We start from the raw sequence: 19,089 nt of genomic DNA on the forward strand, positions 1-19,089 counted from the left end.
AGTCCCGAATCCCGTTCGACTTGCATGTATTAGGCCTGCCGCTAGCGTTCATCCTGAGCCAGGATCAAACTCTCCATTGTAAAGTTTCTATACGCTACTATTAGGTAGCTGTTTCCTATTGCTCTTGATGTTTAAAATTTATTGATCAACAAAATATATTCTTGCTAATCTATTCTAGTCTTACAATACTTCAATGAACTTATGGAATACTCAACGTATCCCCTTGATATCTACAGCTTTTCTGCGATCTTTAATACCCTACTCTCTCGTTGGGTTTGCAAAGGTAAGGAAGATTATTTATTTGACAAGGATTTTAAGAAAAAAAATATTTTTTTTTATTTCTAATCCCCCACTAAATCCCTCTCTATCCTTTTCTTTCAAGCTTTTTCCCCCGTTTGGGATTGCAAAGGTGCAACTTATTTTCTCCAATACAATGAATTGTTTCAAAAAAAATATAGAAAAATCGTAAGTGTACTGAAAGTCAGTAGGAAAATTTTATATGATTTTTTAAATCATTTTCTCTTATCAAGAAAACACATTTCTAAGCATCTAAAAAGGCTTACCTTTGTGTATTAACATTAAATGAAAAGTATGGATTTCTCTCAATTAGGACTCTCAAATGACATCCTTGTATCAATAAAAAATGCAAACTATGAAAAGCCCTACCCTATCCAAGTAAAGGCTATACCAATAATCCTAAAGAAACGGGATATTCTAGGTATAGCACAAACGGGATCTGGGAAAACTGCGACTTATGTATTACCCCTTCTTGACTTTATTTCAAAAACCCCAGTCAGTAAAAATAGAAATATTGCACACCTTATAATAGTTCCTACACGTGAATTAGCTATACAAGTAGAAGAGGTAATTAGATCTTTTGGCAATTTTCTACCCAGGAAGATCAAAAGTGCAGCAGTATTTGGTGGAGTTTCCATCAATCCCCAAATGATGAAACTGAACGGGACAGATATTTTGGTAGCTACGCCTGGTAGATTATTGGACCTACTTTCGAAAAATGCAATAAGCCTGCATGAACTTCAAACACTTGTGCTCGATGAGGCAGATAAAGTATTGAACCTAGGCTTCAAAGAAGAAGTCGATGAAATACTAACAAGACTACCTACCAAAAGGCTGAACATCCTATTTTCTGCCACAATGGAGCCAAGCGTGGAGGTTCTAATTCAAAAACTACTTAAAAACTATGAAAAAATTGAAATTGATAGGATTGAGCTCACACCAGAAATTATTCATCAAACAGCATATTTGGTAGACTCAGATAAAAAGGGTCCTCTTTTGAGACATTTGATTTTAGAAAATAACTGGGAGCAAGTGTTGGTATTTACTGCATCTAAACGTAGTGCTGATAATTTAGCCACAAAGCTTGTCAAACATGGCATCAAAGCGGCTGCTTTTCATGGAGATAAAAGCCAAGGAGGAAGAACAGAAGCACTCAAGCAGTTTAAAGGTGGCAAAATAAACGTATTGGTTGCGACAGATTTGGCCGGGAGAGGAATTGACATCAAGCTGCTACCCTATGTGGTCAACTTTGAACTACCTCGATCACCAAAAGACTACATACACAGAATAGGAAGAACCGGAAGAGCTGAGGCTGAAGGACATGCCATATCATTGATTACCGAGGATGACAAAGCACATTGGAAAGTTATTCAAAAGAAGATGAAAAGATGGGTTGAATTGATAGATGCTAAGAACTTAGGTTTTTAAAAACTAATTACACAGCAGGGGGACATATTTGATTCAAAAATTTTGCTAAAGAAAAAGCCCTCAAAGAGCGCAGTAAGCTTCAATGAGGGCATTTCTAAAGCATTGACTTTTTAAAGTTCGAGACTTATGGATTTAATTTTGCCAAAATTTCTTTGGCCTCATGCCACTTAAGCCTCGGTCCAAACTGACTAACAATTTTTGAACTAGCCATAGAAGCTAATTTTCCACTAGCTGCAAAACTTTGGCCATTGGTGATTCCATACATAAATGCTCCAGCAAACATATCCCCTGCCCCGTTACTATCTATAGCTGTGGTCTTGTATGGTTCTATGTCTATAAAAGTATCTCCATCAAATATAATTGCGCCGTTCTTTCCTTGTGTTATCACAAAATGCTTGGCAACTTTCTTCAGCTCCTCACGTGCTTCCTTTATGTTATCTTTTCCTGTGTAAAGCAAAGCTTCCTCTTCATTTGCAAACAACATATCTACACTGTGACCAATAACCTCATCAAAGGCAGGTTTGAAATACTTAACCATCGCAGGGTCTGAAAATGTCATCGCAACTTTGACACCATTATCTTCTGCAAGTTTCTTAGCATGCTTCATCGCTGCTTTCCCATTTTCAGATGTCACCAAATAACCTTCAATGTATAGGTATTTTGAGTCTTTGATGGCTGACTCATTGACATCGCTTACTGAATAAGATTGTGTGATACCTAAGAATGTGTTCATTGTCCTCTCTGCATCATCTGTCACCATCACCAGGCATTTTCCAGTAATCCCTTCTTCGAGCTTTTCTGGATTCAAGTTATGATCCACGCCTGATTCATTCATATCTTCGACAAAGAATTTTCCCAATTCATCATTGGCTACTTTACAAGAGTAGTAAGACTTTCCTCCAAACTGACTTACTGCAATTACTGTATTAGCAGCAGAACCACCACATTGCTTCTTCGCTTCATTGGTGTTGATCACATCCATAAGTACATTTTGACGTTCTTCATCTACTAAGGTCATCAGCCCTTTTTCAACGTCATGATCAATGAAAAACTGATCTTTCACTTTAAACTCAATATCGACTAAGGCATTTCCAATACCAGTTACATCATATTTCTTCATTTTACATTTTTTTTCTAATTACTAAACTATTCTACTAGCAGCACATTAAATATTTCAATTTTATTCAAAAATAGGATGTCGCTCAAATGGCTTATCCCTATCAAACAAATACCGATAAGTATGGTGGGTTTTATATACCTCTGCATTCAATTGCTCACAAACTCTCATCATTTTAGGATTGAAATCACCAATCCAATTCATCTCTATGGTTTTGTAAGGAAATGAGTCATGTCTAGCAAATTTCTCATTGTAGGCCATGATCATGGCACTCTCTACACCTTTACCCTGAAACTCTGGGATTACTCCAAACACTAATCCTAGCATTTTGTTCGGAGGGTTGAAAATTTTATGGTATAAGAACTTGATCTTGCCTATAAAATCTAGCCTTCCATTTACATATTTAAACAACTGATTGATTTCTGGAATATTAATAAAAAAGGAAATTGGCTCTCCTTTGTAAAACCCAAAGTAAATCAACCTTCCGTCCATTATAGGTTTCATTTTAGCAAACATCAGTTGCGTCTCTCTTATCGTTAGGCTCTTGCCCATATGTCTCGCCCAGGCTTTGTTGTAGACATTCATAAAATATTCAGGGGCTCTCTCTGAAAGCTCCTTGCCTTGCATGTGGCGGAAATCATAATCAGAGTCACCAATTACCTTATTAGCCCGTTCGATCATTTTTTTATCAAAACCTACTCCTTGTACGGGGCGCATGTAAGTGAATTGCTTAAAATATACTTGAAACCCATATGCTTCAAAGAATGCTTTATAATAATCAAAGTTCCATGGCATGTTGTAGTTTGGGGGAGAATAACCCTCTACTAAAAGCCCCCACCACTTGTCTCTCTCTCCAAAATTTACTGGCCCATCCATTGCTTCCATTCCTTCAGTCAAAAGCCAGTCTTTTGCCGTATCAAAAAGTGAAAAGGCTGCTTTTTGATCATAGACACATTCAAAAAATCCAAGACCACCTGTGGGTTGTTTTTCCTTCCACTTAGGATGGATAAATGCCGCTATTCTGCCAATAGTTTGATTATTTTCATCCAAAAGCAACCAGCGCTTGGCCTTTCCACCTTGCTTAAAAAGCTTGTTTGTAGCAGGATCAAAAATCCCTTCAATATCCTTATCGAGAGGTCTAATCCAATTAGTCTCATTGCGATACAGCCTCACAGCCATTTCTAAAAACTCTACTTTTTGACTTGAATTAATTACCTCAATTATTTTCATCCTCAAATTTAGATTAAGAGAGGTCAAAAATAAGCATATATTCGGAAACTACGAATTTTACTCAACGCTATCCAAATAAACATGTTTTTTAGAAAGCATAACTAGCTTAATCAAAGCTAGTTTGATTATTTCTCATAAAACCATAATAGATAGAACCACTACTATCGTATCCACATCATTACTTTGTCTTTATGGCTACTCTAATTAAAACAATGCTGTCAAAGTGATTAGGTAATAAAGAATGCGACCTCAATAAAATATTTTTAAGTAAAATTCTAATTCCTAGCTAAATATCATCTCTTCGGAGCCAAATTTGGAAAATCAGTAATGATACCATCAACACCCACATCAAGTAAAAATTGCATTTCTGATGTAGAATTGACAGTCCAGGGAATCACTTTCATGCCTTTGCTATGAAGTATGCTTACCATCTCTTTGGTCAGACCTTTGTAATGAGGTGAGTAGATTTGAGGCTGAAAGCCAAGTTCATCTAACTGTTCTTCAAACTTGAAAGGACCAGGTACAAGTACTGCCAAAACAACTTCTGGATAAGTTTCATGATAATATCTCAAAATTCTAAAATCAAAAGATTGGACATTGATTCTATCCCAAGAGATGTGTTTGTCAATGACCTCAAAAACCAAGTCCGAAAACTCTTTGACCCCTGGATGATAAATACCATCACCTTCAGATGAGCTTTTGATTTCAATGTTGTACTTTGGCTTGGTAAGACCATGATCATTGACATATTTTTCAACTACCTCAAAAAGATCAGACAGCTTAGGCTTTGTGGTATGAAATTTAACTTGGTTTGGGAAATCTTTGTGAAACTTCGAACCTACATCATACTTGCTTGCTTGATCGTAAGATAATTTGTAAATATTATGACTTTTGTCCCCTGATGGAATTTCCTCCCCACTGGGTGTTAAGCAAATCACAGGATTCATGTAAGGTTCATGGGAGACAATCACCTCACCGTCTTTGGTAATGGCCAAATCCAACTCTAGCGTATTTACACCTAAATCAAGAGCTTTGATCATCGCTGGAATTGTATTTTCTGGCATGATTCCTCTCGCTCCTCTGTGACCTTGTAGATCGTAGCTTGCTTGACCAAAAGTGATCAATGGACATATCATAAGAACAATGATTATATTTCTCTTCATTTCTCTTTTTTTCGCAATTTAAATATAAACCAAAACAAAAAATCCATCACAATATGACGCTATTGTAATGGATTTTTTGATATTTTAACAATTAGGTAATGATGAATCTCAGATCCTAAGGCGCAATCAAGAAATCACTTCACCGTACAAGTCGAACTCTGTAGCATCTGAAATATTGACATTTACAAAATCTCCGATTCTACAATAGTGCTTAGATGCATCGATCAAAACTTCATTATCTACTTCCACAGAATCATATTCAGTCCTTCCAACAAAATGTCCTCCTTCCTTTTTATCAATAAGTACTTTGAAAGTCTTTCCGATTTTTTCTTGATTAAGATCAAAAGAGATCTGCTCTTGAATTGACATTAAGTGATTTGCTCTTGCCTCTTTTTCTTCTTGAGGAATAATATCTTCCATAGAGCCTGCGTGGGTATTCTCTTCATGCGAATAAGTAAATACACCCAATCTTTCAAATTTCATCCTCTCGACGAAATCTACCATTTCTTGAAACTCTGTCTCTCCCTCACCAGGGTGACCGGCGATTAGGGTGGTTCTGATAGCTATATCAGGCATGATGTCCCGGATAGAATGTATCAGTTCTTCTTGTTTTTCTCTAGTGGTACCTCTTCTCATGGTCTTCAATACTGAAGTAGACCCATGTTGCAAAGGAATATCCAAATAATTACAAATATTTGGTCTTTCTTTCATCACCTCTATGACATCCATTGGAAAACCTGTAGGGTATGCATAATGAAGCCTTATCCAATCGATTCCTTGAACATCAGATAGAGCACTCATCAAATCAGCCAATCTCCTTTTCTTATAAAGATCCAATCCATAATATGTTGAATCTTGAGCGATTAGGAGCAGTTCTTTTGTACCATTTGCGGCTTTGTGCTCTGCTTCTTTGACAAGATCCTCTATAGATCGTGAAATATGCCCACCTCGCATCAATGGGATAGCACAAAAAGCGCATGGTCTATCGCAGCCTTCAGAAATTTTCATATATGCATAATGAGAAGCATGGGTAAGGAGACGCTCTCCTACAAGCTCATGCTTATAATCTGCTTTGAATTTCTTTAAGATAGCTGGTAGATCTCTTGTTCCAAAAAATGCATCTACTTGTGGAATTTCTTTTTCTAAATCATCTTTATATCTCTGAGACAGACACCCCGTCACATAAACCTTGTCTACAACGCCCTGTTCTTTTGCATCTACATATTGCAAAATGGTATCTATTGACTCTTGCTTTGCATTATCTATAAAACCACAGGTATTGATGATGATGATATTATTATCTTTACTATTGGACTCATGGGTAGCATCTATGCCATTGCCTTTGAGCTGGGTCAACAACACTTCTGAATCTACCAAGTTTTTGGAACAACCCATAGTAATGATATTGACTTTGTCCTTTTTTAGAGTTCTCGCTTTCACTTCTTACTTTCTTTGGGACAAAGGTAAGGAAAAACATCAAAACTAACTGAGAGACTTAATTTCACTTGTTTATAATTTACGGTAACATGAGCTTTCCACTAAACTATACTACTAGTATTGGATAACTTATTCTAAACCAGGAATAATGATAAAAAAATTAGTTAATGATCATTTTCGGTTTGATTTTAAGGTTATCAAAAGATTAATCAGTATGAAAATTCCGACATTTTATTTAAAACTTCCTTAATACCCTATTTTATATAGATAAATTAAAAGTACCTAATTTTGAATCCGTACAGCAAACGAACATTTTTTCAACTCCTTGCATTATTTTTGAGCGTCGATGTGAATCGACGCTTTTCTTTTTTTCAACAGCTCTCACAATTCTAATTGAGAAAATAATTTTACTCTTTATATAGTATTCAATTCTATGCGGCAGTATCTTCGAATACTAAAAAAATCATAAGAATGTTTGACGGTCCAGATTATCCTGCTTCATTACATGAAGACGTATTTGAAGAATGGCTAGAAAAAGGTAGGGAAAGTAAAATACCTTTTGCTTATTTATTGATCATTTGGGATGAAATTGAAAGTAAATATAGTCCATATTACTCAGAACTAAAAAGTGAGATTTATAAATATGCAAGGTATGGTCAAGCCCCTGATCATCAACTTTTGGTTGCCGCATATGACTTATACTCAGAAAGTAGAGTCTTATAATATCTATTCAAATTATTTCAAATGGTTGGGGATAGAAATTATCTCTGTTTTTCAATCCTTTATCATTTGCGTGTTATTTAAAAAAACAGAAAAATATTCAACAAGCATTTTTTTGATTTTACAGAATTTGCTATTTTCTTTGTGTCAATTCAGTTTACTGATTTATAAAGAAGAGGTGAGAGAACAGGCTCAATGACCCTCTGGCAACCATCATCCCCAAATGAAAGGTGCCAAACCCTGCCCATTAGGGAACTATAAATTAGAATTTATGTCAAAAAAACCACACCAATTTAGGATATCACCAAAAGCCCTGATGATTTATCAGAGGATATATGGCTCCAAGTATTGGGTCATGATTGATCCATTACTTATCTTTTTCCCAACTCAACAGAGTTATTGGAAAGAAAATTATGTCCTTTCAAAATTTTAAAATTTTAATCGTTGAATCCACATGTCGCATTTCGAAACAGAAGCAATACGAATAAACGCCTCAAAATCTAATCAAAGAGAGCATTCAGCACCTCTTTATCTAACCTCTAGCTTTACATTCGACTCAGCAGAAGAGGCACGGGCAATGTTTGCAGAAGAAATCCAAGGAAATATTTACTCGAGATATGCCAATCCAAACTCATCAGAATTGATAGAGAAAGTATGTGCAGCCGAGGGAACAGAGAGTGGAATAGCGACTGCCTCTGGAATGGCTGCGATGTTTGGAAGCATGGCTTCCTTGCTACAACAAGGAGATCATGTGCTTGCCTCTAGATCCCTTTTCGGCTCTACACACCAGTTGTTAACGAGAGTTTTTCCAAAATGGGGAATTTCATCCACCTATGGCGACATCTCGGATATCCATAATTGGGAAAAACTAGTACAGCCAAATACTAAAATGTTGTTTATTGAAACTCCATCTAACCCAGGTTTGGAAATAATCGACTTGGAATGGGTAGGAAAATTTGCAGTAGCACATAACTTGATACTGGTAGTAGACAATTGTTTTGCAACACCGTATTTGCAGCAACCAGCAAAATGGGGGGCTCATATTGTAACACATTCGGCCACAAAATACATTGATGGCCAAGGAAGAGTCCTAGGAGGTTTGATTTTGGGAAGAAAAGACTTGATAAATGAAGTTCAGTTTTTTACAAGACATACTGGCCCTTCTATATCACCATTCAATGCGTGGATTTTGGCAAAAAGTATGGAAACACTAGCAGTAAGAATGGATAGGCATTGTGAAAACGCACTACATGTAGCCGAATATTTTCAAGAAAGTAAAGATCTCGATTTTGTAAAATATCCATTCCTAGAAAGTCACCCCCAGTTCAGCTTAGCAAAAAAGCAGATGAAACATGGTGGCGGGATCATTACTTTGACTTTAAAAGGAGGACTTTCTAGAGCACAAAAATTCATTGACGAACTTCAAATGATCTCTGTCACTGCGAATCTGGGAGATAGCAGAAGTATAATAACTCATCCAGCTTCTACCACCCATAGCAAACTAAGTGAAGAAGAACGTGCAAAAGTTGGTATCTCAGATGGCTTGATTCGACTTTCGGTAGGACTTGAGCATCGAGAAGATATCATTAAAGATGTAGAAAGAGCACTTGAAAAATCTCGTTAACAACAACTGGCACCTGTATTTCTTTCAATAAATACACCACTTAGATGGGATGGAAATTTTGAGATTCCACATGATAAAAAAGAGGTTGTCCCAAATTATGAGACAACCTCTTTTTGCTTATTAAAACTATTTTTTTGAGACAGGTAAAAGCTACTATTCAATCACTATTGGAAGTACAAGTTTCTCCCATTTCACGACTAAACCAGGAGACTCAATAGCGATAGTAAGTTGCTCTTGGCTTTGATCTACAAAAGATGGGGTGGATGTAACTCTCAATACATCATTTTCCTCTTTATACTGAAAATGTCCATGTTCTAAATCCCACTCTGAATTGAAAATAACTGTCCACTTTCCAGAAGTTCTAGGAATAGTGAATAGCGAGTATTTACCTGCTGGAAGCGTCGAACCTTCTACTTTGATATCAGTATCGAACTCTACAAAAGTGGCCTCATTGGCACCTGTTCTCCATACTTCATTATAAGGCACTAAATCACCCCAGATCACCCTACCTTTGACAGAAGGAGCTCCATACTGTAATTTCAAAGTGACATTATCACCTACTTTACCCTCTACTTTTCTCAATGGACTAGCCCTTTCCTGTGCAGGGGCGGCCTCTTCCATTTCGGTGGCAGCATTTTCTTCAACCTCTCCTGTCTTAGTCTCTCCGCCACAACCATAAAAGGTCAATGATCCAGCCATTAAAATAGCCAACATCCAAGCGTTTGATTTTTTCATAGTGTTATATTGTTTAAGATACGAATTTAAATATTTTTTGTGTATATCCACACAGAAAATGGTTGTCAAACCATGTAATTGTTTTTAAGATAAAGAAATTAATCAATACTAGATTCTTATTCTAGGGCAGGTTACTATTGGTAATTGTTACAGTAACAATCTTTTGTTTTTTTTTAAAAGACTGCACCTAGTATGTTTAGGATGATGTTCAAATCTTTTCCTTTGCATACAAGAGTAGCTCATTTCTCCAAATCCTAGGAAGAATCAGATCATTCTATTTTAAAAAATATGGATATACGGAACTTTGCCAATGACATTACAAAATTCCGATTTATCTAACTTCAGATATAAATTGATATTGGATACTCATGGATATTGACCATTAGCAACCTGTTGAGCCAATGAATTTAAGTTACTGGCAAAAAAGCGTATAATCAGATAAAAAAATTCGCAAAACTTATATATAAATAACTCATGAATCAATTTCACTGAATCAATTTCACCAGAAATATCAAAATTTTTCCTCTATTCCCAGACCAAACAAGGCAAAATCATACTTAACAGGGTCAATTGGATCAAACTCCCGTAGCTTATCGGTTAGCTCTACTGCTGTAAGCCAATCAGTCTGCTTCCTAGAAATCAGCCCAAGTTTCCGTCCTACTCGATCTACATGAAGATCACATGGACAGATCAACTGGCTTGGCTTAATGGTATTCCAAATTCCAAAATCAACACCTCTTTTATCTTTTCTCACCATCCATCGCAAAAACATATTGATTCTTTTACATGCAGCTTTCCTTTTTGGGGTAGCTATATGCTTCCTAGTTCTGGTAGGTGCATCTGGTAGCTGAAAGAAAAAATCATGAAAATTAGTCAATAGTCTTTCCATGATGTCCACATCTTCATTGTAACCTAAAAGAAAAGCAGATTCTAAGCTTTCGTGATTTCTATAATACCAACTGAAGAATGCAATAAAATACAAAGTATCTAAATCATTAAAAGTCCTGTGCTTGAAATTCAAAAAAGGCTTTAGATCATCTTCCGAATGATTCAAAACAAAGTCATAAGGTGCATTGTCCATCATTGAAAATAATTCTAGGCACTTGTTGATGATTGTCTTTCGTTGCCCCCAAGCGAGTATGGATGCAATGAATCCTGAGATTTCGACATCCTGCTTTTTCGAAAACCTATGAGGTATCGAAATAGGATCCAAGGTAATGAAATCGGGCCGATTGTATACTTCCACTTTCGAATCCAAAAAATCTTTTAAATCCATCTTATCTAGCTATTGTAACTTCTCCTCCTTGGATTCCATCAAACCACTTGAACGACAAGGCCTTCCCCTCTACTCCAGACAAATGCCAATCAAAACACTTGATATTGGTCAATGAAATTAGCTTGTCTTCATCGGGAGAGTACAAACAAATATCAAAATCAGGCAACAGTTTGGAATCAGTGGCATTCCACTTTTCAAGAAGAATACCTTCATCTAAAAACCTGACCTTCCCCCCAAAGTAATGATCCTGCAATACAGATGGCACCCCATCCTTCCTTCTCAATTGATAACAAGAAGGTCCAAACATAATTTGCTTATACAGTTTGGCCTCTATTAATTGGTCAGTATTTGGTAAGTCTTCCCAATCAGATTGATGTATTACACTATTGGTTTCTTTGGAACCAAAGCTAGAGATGAGCCTTGATAAAGCTGAGAATGAATAAGTGATCCCGATAAAGAGCAAACCAAAAGTCGCTAAAATCGGGTAACTTATTATAAAAAGTGCATTCCATATATATCGAAATGAGTGATGAAGTATGAGTTGTAATTTGTTCATAGGAATGACTAATATCAATACAAAAGTACTTGCTTAAGATTAGAATACCAAAGTATACCAAAATGCAAAGGGGCAACGAACTAGTATTTCGTTGCCCCTTCTTAATGAAAACACATATTAATTAGTAAGATATTTCTACTGGAAATCTTGAGTTGACTGCTCTCAACTGATCAAATGCCGCCTTGGATACTTTCACCACCAATCTACTGTTATCACCAGTACTTGGAAGTTTACCGACCACTCTGGCAAAAATCGTAATATCATTTTCTTCATTTCTTACCCTCATGATAGTGCCTACCGGAGCATCTCTATGAAGGACTAGATACTTCTTGTGATTACCTGTTCCATCAATTACCTCAGCCAAACCTGTCTCTTTGATGTTTTTATATGAAGTATCTTCAGGTTTTGAAGTCGTAAGTGTGGCCTCTGATTTCTCATTATTGACTATCACAGGTACTGTTGAACTTACCACTGGGACTTTGGAAGGCCCAGAAGCACCTCTACCGACCTTCAACTTTTGCCCTACTGAAAGATTATTTGAAGATAATCCGTTCCAATTTATAAGATCCTCTACCCTTGAGTCGTACATTTTTGCGACAGCAAAGAGGGTTTCTCCTTGAGTAACTGTATGGGTGATCCAATCTCCAGGGAAGTTTAATTCTCCATTTGGTGTTGTCGATGGCTCTCTTGTTGTACCATCTTTTTGTTTTACATCCTCCACTTTAGCTTTTGTATCAGCTTTCTTTTCTTCTACTTTTGATGTTGCGTCAGCTTTTCTTTCTTCCGTCTTAGATTTAGTAGATGCTGCTACTTCTGCTACCTGCTTTACTTCAGCTACTGGCCGTTCTACACCTTTTATAATCAGAGATTGACCAAGACTAAGGTCATTTCCTTTGAGATTATTCCACGACATGATGTCACCAACCGTCACGTTATATTTTTTAGAAATTGCAAAAAGCGTCTCTCCCTGCGCTACATTGTGAAGAATCGAACCCTGGGGAAGGGCTTCAGGCTCTACATATGGGATTCTAATCCTTTGCCCCATTTTCAATCCTGCTTTAAGCTCTTCATTGGCTTGTACAATGTCATTGACAGAAGCTGCATATCTTCTTGATATTCCAAACAAAGTCTCCTGCTGTTCGACTTGATGAATGATAAAAGTCTTTGCTCCTACTCTTTCGATCCCTATCGAATCTCGTAAAGCAACTTCCGTAGCATAAGTATTAATGCTATAAATGAACAATAAAGTAATAAATGTTATTCTTTTCATAATTAACTCGGACAGTTTCCAAAGCACAAATTTCTTATTAATTTTTTCAATTGCAAGTATTGATTCGCTGAGTCCCACAAATCATTCCAAACAATATAAAATGAGGAGATATTAGAATGATATTTTAGACAAATTAACAACCAAAAATCAGACATAATTAAATTATAGGTATATTCAAATTCCAATAATCAACGATCGCATGAGGACTTTCTTATTTATACTACTGAGTTTCATCACTGCAAGTGTATCAACTTATGGCTTGCAAGATGAGCATACACTTGAAAGGAAAAAAGTCTATACTTTCGAAATCAAAAATGATATAGATCCCCGAATGAATCGGAAAGTCAGACTTGCCTTGGAAGAGGCAAAAGCTAAAGACGTGGAAATGATCATCATAGAAATGGACACTTATGGAGGAGCTGTGAATGACGCAGATGATATCCGGACAATGATATTGGAAACAAAAACCCCGATTCATGTATGGATCAATAAGGACGCAGCGTCAGCTGGAGCATTGATTTCAATTGCTTGTGATAGCATATATATGGCTCCTGGAGCGAGTATTGGTGCGGCGACAGTAGTCATGGGAGGTGGTGGAGAGGCTGCACCGGACAAATACCAGTCCTATATGAGATCCATGATGAGAAGTACAGCTGAAGCGAAGGGGAGGAATCCGAAAATTGCCGAAGCAATGGTGGATCAAAATCTGGAAATAGAGGGAATCACAGAAAAAGGATCAGTAATCACCTTTTCTACCTCTGAGGCTCAAGCTAATGGATTTAGTGAAGGGCAGGCAAACTCTATCGATGAAGTGATTAAAAAACAAGGTTTGGATCAATATGAGTTAATTTCCTACAAAGAAAGTAATGTAGAACTAATCATTTCATTTTTCTTAAATCCCGCAGTAAGTGGGTTTCTGATCTTGATCATATTTGCTGGTATCTATTTTGAAATTCAAACTCCCGGAGTGGGTTTTCCACTGGCTGCATCTATTTTAGCTATTACATTGTATTTCATTCCTTATTACCTTACTGGATTAGCTTCAAATTTTGAATTAGCGATCTTTATTTTAGGAATAATTCTCTTGGCAGTAGAGCTCTTTGTAATCCCTGGTTTTGGAATATTTGGTGTTTTGGGAATAGTAGGTATTTTAGCAGGACTCACGCTGGGGATGTTACCTAATGATGCCTTTGATTTCACATTTGTTCCTTCGGATGATTTGTTTATAGCCCTGCTCACGGTCATTTTATCTTCAACAATCGCAATAGGCTTGATATTTTACTTTGCCCCAAAAGTAAATCAGTGGAAAGCTTTCAGTGCGGTCACTTTGGCAAACACTCAAAAAAGAACTGAAGGATACACATCTTCAAACTATAATGATGATCTACTTGGTAAAACCGGGATTACTCAAACTAGACTAATGCCAAGTGGGAAAATCATTATAGCTGATGAAGTGTATGACGCCTATTCGAGGGGTGAATTTATCGACAAAGGAGAACCCATCATCGTAATCAGTACAGAAGGCACTTCCTTGAAAGTAAAAAGGTATATACAAGCTTAAAACTATCAAGCAAAAACTGAATCTCAGGTATCACCAAGTGGTTGATTTCAGCTTAGGGAATGCTCTGATCACATCCGACAAGCTAATCTGCCCTACTAACTTACCCTCTTTCATAACAGGAAACCTCCTTATTCTGCGATCAAGAAATTCTTTAGCTGCATCAAAAAGAGACATGTCTGGTCTTAGAGTAATGACATCTTTGGACATGTGCTCCGCAACAGTTCCAGGAAATGAAGGTGTATTAGAATATTTGCCTTTGATTATTTCCTTTAGACAATCAACTTCGGATATAATCCCTACTAGATCCCCCTTTTCATTTACTACTGGGGCACCAGAAATTTTACGTTTTGTCAAGAGATCCAAAACTTGATCTATAGTATCCTCCGGACGGAAAGTCACCAAATTTGTTGACATGTGTTCAGATACGAGAATGGCTGCTGATTGCTTTTTAGGTTCAGCCAACCTTACTCCTTGAAAGCTTTTTACCATGGTTTTTTTTGGGTTGAAGTGTTTTTCAAATTAGACAAAAAAAATCATATATCAAAAGCCTAAATAGCGAAATTAAAAATCCCCAATCTTTTCAAAGCATTAACTTTATACCAAAACTTCAAATTAATAAATATAAATCCGTAAAGATACCAGCAACCAAGTCATATTTGGCATTTTCAAGATCTAGATATAAATTGATACCCATCTCAAAGCAATCTATTATTTGAATAAAATACTTCTTCTTTTATAAAAACCGATTCTGATTATACGCTTTTTTGCTAGCAACTTCAATTCATTGGCTCAACCGGTTGTTAATGGTCAATATCCATAAGTATCCAATGTCAATTTGGATCGGAAGTTAGATAAATCGGAATTTTGTAATGTTATTGGCATAGTTCCGTATATCCATAAAACCGATATACATAATGATAAAAACACAACAAATACTTGGACCCCTTATCTGTTTATTTTTCTTAGAAATGCAGCTACTAATTCTGGATCGACAGTAAGTCTTTGATAAAAATGATCAGGACTTATAGACATTTTGATCTCTTCCTGATTATGCTCGTATACTACCTCACTTGCGGTGTAAACCTTGCAACTTGCATGAACTTCTTTTAACTCGTCCAAAGCTAAAAGCTGATCCATATGATCTAAACTTAGACCACCTCCAGGCATAATGATGATTTGATCGCCAAATTCACCTATCCAATTTTCCAAATTACCCATTCCCTTACCTGGGTTAGCTTTACCACCTGAAGTAAGTAATCTATCAAAGCCTAATGCTACAATATCTTTCAAAGCTTCCTCATGATTTTGACAAACATCAAATGCACGATGAAAAGTACAAGGTTTGGATCCCGCTGCTTGTATTAATCTATGACACGCCTCCTTATCTATACGTCCATGAGCATCTAGCATCCCAAAAACGAACCCATCTGCCCCCAAGTCATCCAGTATTCTAATATCATGCTCCATGATATCCAACTCCGAAGTATCATAGAAAAAATCTCCTCCCCTAGGTCTTATCATGACAAAAATTGGTATATCAATAGTTGATTTCAGGAAACTCAACATACCTGCACTCGGTGTCACACCTCCTTCTCCAAAATCTGCACATAACTCAATTCTGTCGATCCCACATTTTGCTGCTTGAAGTGCCGCTTGGACAGTGAATACTGGTGCTTCAATCAAAATTCTTCTCATGTCAATTTATATTTTGAATCTATCAAGTTCTGCCCTTGATAATGATGGACTGCATAATTAAATCCCTGTCTCACAGCGTAAGCTCCAAACTCACCTTCTTTATTGAAAGCTATAAAGCCAGCTTGGATATCATCTATATTTTTATTTTTCGAAATCAGTCTTCTAACGGCCTCTTCACATGCCTCTTGAGGGCTCCTACCTTGTCTCATTAATTCTACAATGAGAAAACTCCCACATATACGAATGATAGACTCTCCCAAGCCAGTGGCTGTAGCAGCACCTACTTCTTCATCTACAAATAATCCTGCACCTATAATCGGACTATCCCCTAGCCTTCCATGCATTTTGTATGCTAATCCTGAGGTAGTACACGAACCTGCCATCTTACCATCTGGACCTAGAGCTATCATACCAATCGTGTCATGATTTTCAATATTGATGATAGGTTTATACTTTGAGGTCTTTTTCCAATCCTGAAACATCTCATTAGCTCTAGGACTTAATTTCTCTTCTTCCAATTCATATCCCTCTTCAATGGCAAATTGACGAGCTCCTTCCCCTACAAGCATTACATGAGGCGTATTCTCCATTACTTTTCTAGCTAAAGAAATAGGATGTTTTATCTGACGTACAAACCCTACCGATCCACAAGATCCATCTCCTAACATAATAGAAGCATCTAAGGTTGGGATCCCTTCCCTATCAGGTAAGCCTTGGAGACCCACAGACAAATTACTCTGATCAAGTTCTGTCACCATCACCCCCTGTTCTACCGCATTCAGCACATCGCCTGTAGACAACAATACTTCCCAAGCCCTATCATTGGCAGGCATTCCATGTGCCCAAGTAGAAAGGATAAGAGGCTTATGCTTTTCTTCTATCTTTGAGTCTCCTTTGGCATTACAAGCCATGTGACTTAATGTCGGCCCTATAATGGCCGTACCTAAAAGAGATTTTTTTATAAATGATCTTCTATTGGTCATATAGAATCACGTTAGAATTATTGAATTTTGCTCAAAGTAGAAAAAATTATGTAAGTCAAAAAAACCGTTTGTATAATGATTGAAAATAAAAAAGTCAGTCAATAATTTATGACTGACTTTTTTTATCACTTGAATACTTCAAGGAATTCTTGATCTTCCCTAAATCGCTTGAAGATCAAATCGTTTAAGGCACGTTCTCGTAGAAACTCACTTCTTTGCACGGCTTTTTTCAAATTCTCAAATAAACTTGATCTATCATCAGAGACTGAGGCCACCATAGCTAAACCATAAAATCCATAACCAAAATCCCTATCAACTTGAACTGACTCTTCAAAAGACTCTAATGCGTTCTTGTAATCTTCTGCCAAAAAGTAGGCCAAGCCCTTATTGAAAAGGTTGTGAGAATTCTCTGGTGCCCTATTTAAGCGAATTGTAGCTAACTTATAGTCACCATTGATAATGTCTATCGCACCTCTTAGTCCCTCATTGAATCTCAAAAACTCATTGGTCTCGTCTCTTTCTAGAGAAGATGCTTCAGAAATAGCTACATACGCTTCAAAATAATCTCCTCTAAGTAGGTAGGCTTGACCCAGATTATGAAAAGCGTATGAAGTAGCATTCATCCTATTAGCTTGCCTGAAATTTGTCATCGCACGCGTGATCAATTGATTCTTTTCCTTAAGATTCAGCTCCCTTTGAGCCATATTGAGGTATACTACTCCAAGGTTATTTTGGGCCAGCTCGGAGTTATACAGCTCCGCAAGTTTAGTGTAGATTCTTTCCTTCTCACTTAGTCTAGAAGCCAATTCCCCAGCGTAGATCAATTGTTCTTTTGTCATCGTATTGATAGACCTGCCATCTTGCAATAACCTGTGCACATTGGCTGCTACCTCAGGATCTGAAAAGCCTGTATTCTCATAGGTCAGCTCAATTTTTGCTAATCGAAGTTTTGGAAATAGATCTCTAGAAATTTTGGCATAACTAGACAACCTTTGCAAATCTCGTAATTGTGTGTCAAAAGATTTATTGCTAAGAATGACATTATAAATTTCTTCTTTTTGTGATGCGCTAATCCCATCATAGTCCCCCAAAAGAACTCTGAGATCAAACCAGTCCTGATATCTAAAGCTTGAGGTGACTTGAATATTGGGATTATTGATAACCGTCCTCACTCGCTGCCTCACAGCCTCTCCTCTTCTCTGTGCTAAATCTGGCTTGTTCAACTCCTGTCCTTCAAGTGAATGCAGTCCAACGACATTAACTTTTTTCAAGACTTTACCTGGTTCCACAAAACTTAAGATAGGTTTCCCATCCTCACCTACTAAGGTATTGCCATCAAGCATGCTACTTCCTAGCCCAAACTTCACAGAATGCACTTTGATCACCTCACGCTGTAATTCAGAAAAATCAGATTTCATGTATACTCCTATAGGTGGGATAGGTTCATCGGGAGTGACTTGCCCCACTCTTGCTAGCAGTGGTGTGGTATAAAGCCCATCAGCTACTTTTTTCGAAGTGACATTCCTAGCTTTGTTTTTTTGCATAATTAGTCCTCGGACGATCAACTCTCCAGACTCCATTCCAGGCAAATAAGGAAAAACAAAATCAGCTTCAACTTTTGCTTGATTGATGATTTTGGTATAGGTACCATCAAAAGCAACAATTTCTGCGAGACGCAAAGCACCTTCACCGTAGCTATACTCAGGATATAGCAAAATTCTCACATCACTCTTCAGGTATTGAAGTGGTATGGCTCCCTCAAGTTTGAATCTTACCGAATCCCTATGCATAGTCAATGCCTGAGGTTTTGCTACAATACCATCCAATAGATTGTCGTATTTTCTTAACTTGGGACTACAATTGCTCAGGAGAACAACAACAAGCAATGCTTGAGAAATATTTCTTATTAATTTAAACATATTGGCATTAAAATAGATTACTCCAATTATTGTTATAACTTTATTGTATTGTTTTCAAATCACTCAAATTCAAAAGCA

Annotated in this window: 16 protein-coding genes, 1 rRNA gene and 1 riboswitch; of the genes, 4 read left to right on the forward strand and 13 right to left on the reverse strand. The window is 37.0% G+C overall.

From position 1 onward, the window contains the following. Positions 1–80, reverse strand: a 16S ribosomal RNA gene (locus MM214_RS16980); the annotation flags it as partial. Between the two features lie 511 nt (positions 81–591). On the opposite strand from MM214_RS16980, the gene MM214_RS16985 reads away from it, so the two are divergent. Then, positions 592–1,725: a DEAD/DEAH box helicase gene (locus tag MM214_RS16985; RefSeq protein WP_241297354.1), complete on the forward strand. Its 1,134-nt coding sequence runs from the start codon at positions 592–594 to the stop codon at positions 1,723–1,725. 124 nt (positions 1,726–1,849) lie between these two features. On the opposite strand, the gene MM214_RS16990 is transcribed toward MM214_RS16985, so the two are convergent. The 4 genes from MM214_RS16990 to rimO all read right to left on the reverse strand — a co-directional run bounded on the left by MM214_RS16990 (position 1,850) and on the right by rimO (position 6,675). Next, the gene (locus MM214_RS16990) at positions 1,850–2,845 is read right to left on the reverse strand and encodes an adenosine kinase (protein WP_241297356.1); all 996 of its coding nucleotides are present in this window, start codon (positions 2,843–2,845) and stop codon (positions 1,850–1,852) included. 60 nt (positions 2,846–2,905) lie between these two features. Beyond that, the gene (locus MM214_RS16995) at positions 2,906–4,072 is read right to left on the reverse strand and encodes a hypothetical protein (protein ID WP_241297358.1); all 1,167 of its coding nucleotides are present in this window, start codon (positions 4,070–4,072) and stop codon (positions 2,906–2,908) included. A gap of 293 nt (positions 4,073–4,365) precedes the next feature. Then, entirely contained in the window at positions 4,366–5,235 is an 870-nt protein-coding gene (locus MM214_RS17000; protein ID WP_241297360.1) for a glycerophosphodiester phosphodiesterase family protein, read from the reverse strand. Positions 5,236–5,361: 126 nt separating this feature from the next. Beyond that, the gene (rimO, locus tag MM214_RS17005; RefSeq protein ID WP_241297362.1) at positions 5,362–6,675 is read right to left on the reverse strand and encodes a 30S ribosomal protein S12 methylthiotransferase RimO; all 1,314 of its coding nucleotides are present in this window, start codon (positions 6,673–6,675) and stop codon (positions 5,362–5,364) included. Positions 6,676–7,143: 468 nt separating this feature from the next. On the opposite strand from rimO, the gene MM214_RS17010 reads away from it, so the two are divergent. Beyond that, the gene (locus MM214_RS17010) at positions 7,144–7,395 is read left to right on the forward strand and encodes a hypothetical protein (protein ID WP_241297364.1); all 252 of its coding nucleotides are present in this window, start codon (positions 7,144–7,146) and stop codon (positions 7,393–7,395) included. A gap of 159 nt (positions 7,396–7,554) precedes the next feature. Beyond that, positions 7,555–7,656: riboswitch (SAM riboswitch) on the forward strand. Between the two features lie 190 nt (positions 7,657–7,846). Further along, complete coding sequence (locus MM214_RS17015) at positions 7,847–9,016, forward strand: trans-sulfuration enzyme family protein (RefSeq protein WP_241297366.1); 1,170 nt, start codon at positions 7,847–7,849, stop codon at positions 9,014–9,016. A 153-nt stretch (positions 9,017–9,169) separates the two neighbouring features. On the opposite strand, the gene MM214_RS17020 is transcribed toward MM214_RS17015, so the two are convergent. The 4 genes from MM214_RS17020 to MM214_RS17035 all read right to left on the reverse strand — a co-directional run bounded on the left by MM214_RS17020 (position 9,170) and on the right by MM214_RS17035 (position 12,856). Continuing rightward, positions 9,170–9,751: a DUF2911 domain-containing protein gene (locus MM214_RS17020; RefSeq protein WP_241297368.1), complete on the reverse strand. Its 582-nt coding sequence runs from the start codon at positions 9,749–9,751 to the stop codon at positions 9,170–9,172. Between the two features lie 511 nt (positions 9,752–10,262). After that, positions 10,263–11,027 (reverse strand): TIGR02757 family protein, encoded by a 765-nt coding sequence (locus MM214_RS17025; protein ID WP_241297370.1) that lies wholly within the window; start codon positions 11,025–11,027, stop codon positions 10,263–10,265. Position 11,028: 1 nt separating this feature from the next. After that, positions 11,029–11,583: a hypothetical protein gene (locus MM214_RS17030; protein WP_241297372.1), complete on the reverse strand. Its 555-nt coding sequence runs from the start codon at positions 11,581–11,583 to the stop codon at positions 11,029–11,031. A 121-nt stretch (positions 11,584–11,704) separates the two neighbouring features. After that, a complete protein-coding gene (locus tag MM214_RS17035) occupies positions 11,705–12,856 on the reverse strand; it encodes a LysM peptidoglycan-binding domain-containing protein (RefSeq protein WP_376856812.1) in 1,152 nt (383 codons plus the stop codon). 196 nt (positions 12,857–13,052) lie between these two features. Between MM214_RS17035 and MM214_RS17040 the strand changes: the two genes are divergently transcribed. Then, positions 13,053–14,414, forward strand: coding sequence for an NfeD family protein (locus tag MM214_RS17040; protein WP_241297376.1), 1,362 nt, complete (start codon positions 13,053–13,055; stop codon positions 14,412–14,414). Between the two features lie 30 nt (positions 14,415–14,444). Here the strand turns inward: MM214_RS17040 and MM214_RS17045 are convergent, their stop codons facing one another. The 4 genes from MM214_RS17045 to MM214_RS17060 all read right to left on the reverse strand — a co-directional run bounded on the left by MM214_RS17045 (position 14,445) and on the right by MM214_RS17060 (position 19,011). Next, positions 14,445–14,903: a CBS domain-containing protein gene (locus MM214_RS17045; protein ID WP_241297378.1), complete on the reverse strand. Its 459-nt coding sequence runs from the start codon at positions 14,901–14,903 to the stop codon at positions 14,445–14,447. Positions 14,904–15,359: 456 nt separating this feature from the next. Continuing rightward, positions 15,360–16,109 (reverse strand): copper homeostasis protein CutC, encoded by a 750-nt coding sequence (locus MM214_RS17050; protein ID WP_241297380.1) that lies wholly within the window; start codon positions 16,107–16,109, stop codon positions 15,360–15,362. Beyond that, positions 16,106–17,092: a N(4)-(beta-N-acetylglucosaminyl)-L-asparaginase gene (locus MM214_RS17055; RefSeq protein WP_241297381.1), complete on the reverse strand. Its 987-nt coding sequence runs from the start codon at positions 17,090–17,092 to the stop codon at positions 16,106–16,108. Before MM214_RS17055 ends, MM214_RS17050 begins: the two co-directional genes overlap by 4 nt. A 125-nt stretch (positions 17,093–17,217) precedes the next feature. Further along, a complete protein-coding gene (locus MM214_RS17060; protein ID WP_241297382.1) occupies positions 17,218–19,011 on the reverse strand; it encodes a tetratricopeptide repeat protein in 1,794 nt (597 codons plus the stop codon). Between the last annotated feature and the right edge of the window lie 78 nt (positions 19,012–19,089).

Source organism: Belliella kenyensis (genome assembly GCF_022549675.1).
Taxonomy (GTDB): domain Bacteria; phylum Bacteroidota; class Bacteroidia; order Cytophagales; family Cyclobacteriaceae; genus Belliella; species Belliella kenyensis.

Coding starts and splice junctions, on each gene's coding strand:
- MM214_RS17010 (WP_241297364.1), top strand. CDS start 7,144: ATGTTTGACGGTCCAGATTATCCTGCTTCATTACATGAAGACGTATTT.
- MM214_RS17055 (WP_241297381.1), bottom strand. CDS start 17,092: ATGACCAATAGAAGATCATTTATAAAAAAATCTCTTTTAGGTACGGCC.
- MM214_RS17030 (WP_241297372.1), bottom strand. CDS start 11,583: ATGAACAAATTACAACTCATACTTCATCACTCATTTCGATATATATGG.
- MM214_RS16990 (WP_241297356.1), bottom strand. CDS start 2,845: ATGAAGAAATATGATGTAACTGGTATTGGAAATGCCTTAGTCGATATT.
- MM214_RS17050 (WP_241297380.1), bottom strand. CDS start 16,109: ATGAGAAGAATTTTGATTGAAGCACCAGTATTCACTGTCCAAGCGGCA.
- MM214_RS17060 (WP_241297382.1), bottom strand. CDS start 19,011: ATGTTTAAATTAATAAGAAATATTTCTCAAGCATTGCTTGTTGTTGTT.
- MM214_RS17015 (WP_241297366.1), top strand. CDS start 7,847: ATGTCGCATTTCGAAACAGAAGCAATACGAATAAACGCCTCAAAATCT.
- MM214_RS17045 (WP_241297378.1), bottom strand. CDS start 14,903: ATGGTAAAAAGCTTTCAAGGAGTAAGGTTGGCTGAACCTAAAAAGCAA.
- MM214_RS17020 (WP_241297368.1), bottom strand. CDS start 9,751: ATGAAAAAATCAAACGCTTGGATGTTGGCTATTTTAATGGCTGGATCA.
- MM214_RS16995 (WP_241297358.1), bottom strand. CDS start 4,072: ATGAAAATAATTGAGGTAATTAATTCAAGTCAAAAAGTAGAGTTTTTA.
- MM214_RS16985 (WP_241297354.1), top strand. CDS start 592: ATGGATTTCTCTCAATTAGGACTCTCAAATGACATCCTTGTATCAATA.
- MM214_RS17000 (WP_241297360.1), bottom strand. CDS start 5,235: ATGAAGAGAAATATAATCATTGTTCTTATGATATGTCCATTGATCACT.
- MM214_RS17025 (WP_241297370.1), bottom strand. CDS start 11,027: ATGGATTTAAAAGATTTTTTGGATTCGAAAGTGGAAGTATACAATCGG.
- MM214_RS17040 (WP_241297376.1), top strand. CDS start 13,053: ATGAGGACTTTCTTATTTATACTACTGAGTTTCATCACTGCAAGTGTA.